Origin of the sequence: Janthinobacterium sp. KBS0711, from assembly GCF_000988085.1 — a bacterium.
Classification (GTDB): Bacteria; Pseudomonadota; Gammaproteobacteria; order Burkholderiales; family Burkholderiaceae_D; genus Janthinobacterium; species Janthinobacterium lividum_E.
Window position 1 is genome coordinate 714,424 of the sequence record NZ_LBCO01000033.1, and the last position, 5,782, is coordinate 720,205.

General features: G+C 63.4%; 8 protein-coding genes. 3 read left to right on the forward strand and 5 right to left on the reverse strand.

What is annotated here, in order from left to right:
* A partial coding sequence (locus tag VM94_RS28615; RefSeq protein WP_046685302.1) for a FimV/HubP-related protein occupies window positions 1-352 on the reverse strand: 352 nt, incomplete at its 3' end.
* 172 nt (window positions 353-524) lie between these two features.
* On the opposite strand from VM94_RS28615, the gene fumC reads away from it, so the two are divergent.
* From fumC to VM94_RS21840, 3 genes are all read left to right on the forward strand, one after another.
* Window positions 525-1,919: a class II fumarate hydratase gene (gene fumC / locus VM94_RS21830; protein ID WP_046685303.1), complete on the forward strand. Its 1,395-nt coding sequence runs from the start codon at window positions 525-527 to the stop codon at window positions 1,917-1,919.
* Window positions 1,920-2,014: 95 nt separating this feature from the next.
* A complete protein-coding gene (locus VM94_RS21835; protein ID WP_035825476.1) occupies window positions 2,015-2,236 on the forward strand; it encodes an RNA-binding S4 domain-containing protein in 222 nt (73 codons plus the stop codon).
* A gap of 105 nt (window positions 2,237-2,341) precedes the next feature.
* Window positions 2,342-2,626, forward strand: coding sequence for a hypothetical protein (locus VM94_RS21840; RefSeq protein ID WP_035825472.1), 285 nt, complete (start codon window positions 2,342-2,344; stop codon window positions 2,624-2,626).
* Between the two features lie 4 nt (window positions 2,627-2,630).
* On the opposite strand, the gene bufB is transcribed toward VM94_RS21840, so the two are convergent.
* The 4 genes from bufB to mobB form a co-directional block, all read right to left on the reverse strand.
* Window positions 2,631-4,253 (reverse strand): MNIO family bufferin maturase, encoded by a 1,623-nt coding sequence (gene bufB, locus VM94_RS21845; protein WP_046685304.1) that lies wholly within the window; start codon window positions 4,251-4,253, stop codon window positions 2,631-2,633.
* A 17-nt stretch (window positions 4,254-4,270) separates the two neighbouring features.
* A complete protein-coding gene (locus VM94_RS21850) occupies window positions 4,271-4,573 on the reverse strand; it encodes a BufA1 family periplasmic bufferin-type metallophore (protein ID WP_034781859.1) in 303 nt (100 codons plus the stop codon).
* A gap of 255 nt (window positions 4,574-4,828) precedes the next feature.
* Window positions 4,829-5,029, reverse strand: coding sequence for a YjfB family protein (locus VM94_RS21855; protein WP_034781856.1), 201 nt, complete (start codon window positions 5,027-5,029; stop codon window positions 4,829-4,831).
* A 57-nt stretch (window positions 5,030-5,086) separates the two neighbouring features.
* Window positions 5,087-5,623, reverse strand: coding sequence for a molybdopterin-guanine dinucleotide biosynthesis protein B (gene mobB / locus VM94_RS21860; protein WP_046685305.1), 537 nt, complete (start codon window positions 5,621-5,623; stop codon window positions 5,087-5,089).
* Between the last annotated feature and the right edge of the window lie 159 nt (window positions 5,624-5,782).

Consider the following 5,782-nt stretch of genomic DNA (forward strand, 5'->3'; position numbering starts at 1 on the left):
CATTACCCAGCAATAAATACAGATGCACGTGACCCGCCTGGATCGCTTGCCGCGTAGCCACACGCACATACTGGCGTCCACCGCGCTCCAGCGGACTGATCGTCAAGGTTTGCAAGGCCTGGTCCATGCCAATGCCGCCGCCCCGGTACACATCGGGCGAAGCCAGGCGCACGGCCACGCCCTTGGCTTCCTCGGGCGCCAGGGCCGTCAGTTCAATTTCGGCCAGCAGGGGCTGGCCCACATGCGACAGCACCGCCATCTCGCCCAGCTCGGCCGCCATCACAGGCGGCAAGGCCAGGCTGGCGGCGGCGCACGCGATCAGGGACCAACGGGAAAAGATGCTGCTCTGCATGGACTGATCGCTTTGATAACAGGATAAATAATGGGGACTCGCCTGTCTTTAACGGCAGGAAATCGCAAAAATATAGATGGGCCGGGGCAAAAATGATGCAATACAGCATCATCCTGTGTCTTTTTGACGCCTGGAGTACACTCGATCCACCTCTATCGATGAAAGGGATGTCATGAGTAGCAGAATCGAACGCGACAGTTTCGGCCCGATCGACGTACCCGCCGACCGGCTGTGGGGAGCGCAAACGCAGCGCTCGCTCGAGCACTTCCATATTTCCACGGAAAAAATGCCGCCCGAACTGATCGCCGCCCTGGCCACCGTCAAGCGCGCGGCCGCGCACGTCAACCTGGACCTGGGCCTATTGGATGGCAAGAAAGCCGTGGCCATCACGCAGGCAGCCGACGAAGTACTGGCCGGCAAGCACGACGCAGAATTCCCGCTGGCCGTCTGGCAGACGGGCTCTGGCACGCAAAGCAATATGAACATGAACGAAGTGCTGGCCAACCGCGGCTCCGAGCTGATCGGCGGCTTGCGCGGCGCCGAGCGCCTGCTGCACCCGAACGACGACGTCAACCTGGGCCAGTCCTCGAACGACATCTTTCCCACCGCAATCCACGTGGCAGCCGCCCTGGCCGTCGCCAACACGGTCTTGCCGCCGCTGCGCCAGCTGCGCGCCACCCTGGACGCGAAGGCCACGGAATTTGCCGACATCGTCAAGATCGGCCGCACCCATTTGCAGGATGCGACGCCGCTGACCCTGGGCCAGGAGTTTTCGGGCTACGTGGCGCAGCTGGACTTTGCCGAGCACATCATCACGGCATCGTTGCCGCCGCTGCTGCAGCTGGCCGCCGGCGGCACGGCCGTCGGCACGGGCTTGAATGCCCACGTGGAATTTGCCGGCCGCATCGCGCAAGAACTGGCGCGCCTGACGGGCCAGCCGTTCGAAACGGCAAGCAACAAGTTTGCCGCGCTGGCCGCCCACGATGCCCTCGTCGCCGCCCATGGCGCGCTGAAAACCCTGGCCACGGCCCTGATGAAGATCGCCAACGACGTGCGCTGGATGGCGTCCGGCCCCCGCTCCGGCCTCGGTGAAATCACGATCCCCGAAAACGAGCCGGGCAGCTCCATCATGCCGGGCAAGGTCAACCCCACCCAGTGCGAAGCGCTGACCATGCTGTGCTGCCAGGTGTTCGGCAACGACGTGGCCATCACGGTGGGCGGCGCCTCGGGCAATTTCGAGCTGAATGTCTTCAAGCCATTGATTGCGCACAACTTCCTGCAAAGCGCGCGCCTGCTGGGCGACGGCATACGCAGTTTCGACGAGCATTGCGCGCACGGCATCGCGCCGAACCGTGAGCGCATCGCCGAACTGATGGAGCGTTCCCTGATGCTGGTCACGGCGCTGGCGCCGCACATCGGCTACGACAAGGCGGCGCAAATCGCCAAGCAGGCCCAGCATGAAGGCACGACCTTGAAGGAAGCGGCGCTGGCACTGGGCTTTGTAACGGAAGAGCAATTCAGCGCGTGGATCGTGCCTCTGGAGATGACGCGACCCAACAAAAGCTGACTTCCACCCTGCATTGCTGGCGGCTTCAGGTAAACTAGGAGTTAGTTGAGGTCGTCATCAAGTGTTGAAAACACATCATTGCAATAAGGGATACAATGCAAAAAGTAAGCTTTGATTTAACATCCGAGTTCGTCGAGCTGAACCAGCTGTTGAAGCTGGTCGGCCTGTGCGACAGCGGTGGCGCAGGCAAGGTTATGGTCGATAGCGGCGTGGTGAAGGTCGATGGCAAGAAGGAATTGCGCAAGACCGCCAAGATCCGCGCCGGCCAGGTCGTCAGCGTGGGCGATATCCGTATCACGGTCGTCGCTCCAGTGTGACCCCGGCATGGGGCGCGAAAGCAGCCCCATGCCAGCCAGGTGCCTGGATCAAGCTGCAACACGTCGTTATTGCCAGATGAATATCGATTGCAGAAGGGAAGCGCCATGGACCAGCCCGAACAAGGTACGCGCAGCCAGGAACGCCTGATTGGCGACTTGCGCCAGGTAATAGAAAACGCGGAAGAATTGCTGCGTAACACAGACAAATACACCAGCAGCCTGTACCAGAGCGCGCGCGCCCGGCTGGAACTGGCCCTCGTCGCGGCCACGGCCGAGCTGGCCCGCTTTGAAGAAGAGCAAGTCACGCGCATGATGGACGCCACCCTGGCCGCGAATGCCCTGTACCGCGATCAGACGGGCGAAGCCCGCCTGCTGCGGGCTTTCGAATAGACAGTCACGCCGTCAACACCGCATGCGCCAGCCACTGGCGCAAGTGTGCGGCCAGGTCGAATGCCGGGTCCAGTTCGAACGCCGCATCGAGCGCGGCGCCAAATGTCTCATCTTGCTGTAAAGCCAGCAAGGCTGCATGCGCAGCCGCATCCAGTATCAGCACCTGCGCTTTCCAGCGCGGCCGGCATACCAGCGCATAGCTGGCCACCTGCATATCCTGCGGAAACATTCCCTGCCCTTCACCATCCTGATGCGCCTGCCACAGGGCCGCCACTTGCCAGTTGGAGGCCAGCAAAACGCAAGCGGGATGCAAGGTAAAACAGCGCGCTTCCAGTTGATCAGGATGCAGGGCGGCCAGCGACTCGGGCGCCAGACCCTGCGCATCGGCCGCGTAATGGGCCAGGTGCACGGCCCATTCCAGGCGCGCCATGTCCGGCAGATAGGGCAACTGCGCCACGGGCGGGAATACAGCGAGAAAATCGGCGAAACGCTCGCCAAACTGATTCAAATCGGCGCTATCGGATGGCATCTGCCGGCCATACGCGCGCACCAGACCGCCAAAGAATGCCTCGCCCACCAGCGCCAGCACGACGGGGTAGACGTGGCCCAAGGTACGGCGCCACGTGGCGCCCAAGTTGCCGCGGTACAGTGAAAAACGCTGCGGTACCGATTCTCCCGCGAACGATGGCAGGGGCGCCATAGCATCGAGCAAGGCCGTGGCAAACGCTTGCTGGCCGGCCGCCAGCGCGTCAAGCGACACGGGCGGTGACGGCGATGGCAGCGCCGCTCCCTGCCAGGGTGCCTGCGGTGCATGGCGCGCCAGCATGGCCTGCGCCTTGTCCGCCTCGCCCAGCAAGATATCGAGCGGCGGCAAATCCGTATCCCATTCGACCAAAGTGGGCACGGCGCCAAAGCGCAGCAAGGCGGCCGCATATAACTCCCAGACGGGCTCGGCAACGGTAGCGCCATGGTGGTCGATCACGGCGTGCGGCGTCAGCAAGTGGCCGCCCAGATGCAGCTCGCCCACGCTGCCCGGCGCGATGGACTGCATGGCAAGCATGGCGTCCTCGCCGTGGTTGCACTGGTTCACATACAGGTTGTTGATATCGAGCAACAGCCCGCAGCCGCTGCGGCGCGCCAGCTCCGCCAGGAATTGCGCCTCGCTCATGGCATCATCGGCAAAACGCAGGTAAGTGGAGACATTCTCCAGCAAGATCGGTCTTTTCAGCACATCCTGCACCCGCCCCACTCTTGCGCACAGCAAGTCCAGGGCGGCGCCATTCAAGGCCAGCGGCAAGAGATCATTGAGTTGCTGCTGCGCCACGGCGCCCCAGCTCAGGTGTTCCGACACGAGGACCGGCTCGATGCGCTCGACCACGGCGCGCACGCGCCGCAGGTGCGCTTCCGAAAAACCGTGCGCGGAGCCCAGGCCCAGGCCTACGCCATGCAGGCTGAACGGGTAATCCTCGCGCAGGGTCTGCAGCACGTGCCAGTCCCAGCCAGACGGCTGCAGATAATTTTCAGTGTGCACTTCCAGCCAGCCGACCTTGGGCCGGCGCGCCAGAAAGTCGCGGTAATGTGCGGCGCGCAGGCCGACGCCGGCAAGCGCCTGGATGCGCGGCGGCATGGGCAGGCGGCGGGCGCTTAGGGCTGGGTGGCCGGTTTGGCAGCCTTGCCGGCCTTGATGGGTTTGACGGAGCCGCCCGCCTGTTCGCACGTGCCCTTGGCAACGTAGGTCCATTCCGTGGGCAGGTTGTCCGCCTCGGCCTGGCCAGCGCAGGAATGCGCGCCGTCGGACGAGGCGCAATCGTTCTGCCCCGCCTTGGCTACGCCATAGCATTTTTCCTTGTCGCCGGGAGCGGGGCCATCATGCGCGGCCGCGTTGATGGTGGTGCCGGCACAGATGCCCGCGAGGGCGGCGGCGATGAGAGCTTGACGTTTATTCATGTGGATTCCTCTTGCTTGGGTCAAAGTAATCGTAAATCACGGCACGCCCCGGGCTGCACGATAGGCAACACGAGGTGATGGACGTCATTCTACTGAATCGGCCGTGTCATGGCGAACCATGTTCAATCAGCCAAGCTGGCAGTGATGGGAAGGAAGGCGGAAGGAAGACAGACAAAAACGCCCACGCGCCACCGCCGATGACGGTAGTGTGGGCATCGATATAGCGGGCGCCAGGCTGGCGCCGCGGGACTGCGCTCAGGCTGTCGTATTGATGCGGTTGCCGAGGTGAGCAGGCAGGCTCGGCGCTGACTGTACTGGCGGCAACGCTGCCAGCAAGGCAGTGGCAGTCGAGCTTTGGATATCCTGGGCTTTTTTCAGGACAGTCAAGCCGACGGCTTGCCGCGTGCCTGTCTCCGCCATCGTGGTTGACAGTTGAGCAATGCTTCCGACGTCCATACGTTTCTCCAATGAGGTTCTACCCTTGTTAACGGATGCCGCCGGCAAACCTTTAGCTTATTTTTCCAGCTTATTTTCCAACTGCAGCAGCAACCAGGCCAGCACATGCTCGCGCGCATTCAAGTCCAGCCATTGCATGCCTTCGCGCAGGTCGGCCGGCGCCGGACTGTCGGAGGCGACGGCGATCACATGCGGGTCATGCGGATACAGGGGCGCCTGACCCACTTCCGGGCGGAACACTTCCAGCTTGGGGATGGGGTCCGTCTTGAATCCCTCCACCAGGGTCAGGTCTGCCGGCCCCATGCGGGCCAATTGCTGCGCCAGGCTCGGCTCGGGCGCGCCACGCAGCTCATGCACGATGGCAAAACGATACGGCGACGCCACCAGCACTTCCGCCGCCCCGGCCATGCGCAGGCGGGCACTGTCCTTTTGCGGCGGTTCCAGCGCCAGGTCATGGTGGCTGTGCTTGACCAGGTTGACGCGCAAGCCGCGCGCCGCCAGTTCCTTCACCACAAATTCCAGCAGGGTCGTCTTGCCGCTACCGGAACGGCCGATCACACCGAGTACAGGGTGTGCGGGCATCGCATCGTGCATGGTCACTCCTTGATTGAGAAGGAATGATTATACGCAGCCATACGGGCGCGACCGCTGGCGCATCGTCCAGCGCCTCACCCAAGTCAAGCGCCGGTGGATTTCCCGCCACCCCTGGCGCCGGCGGGCGCCGGCTGGCCACCCTGCCGCCGGCGCCTGCCC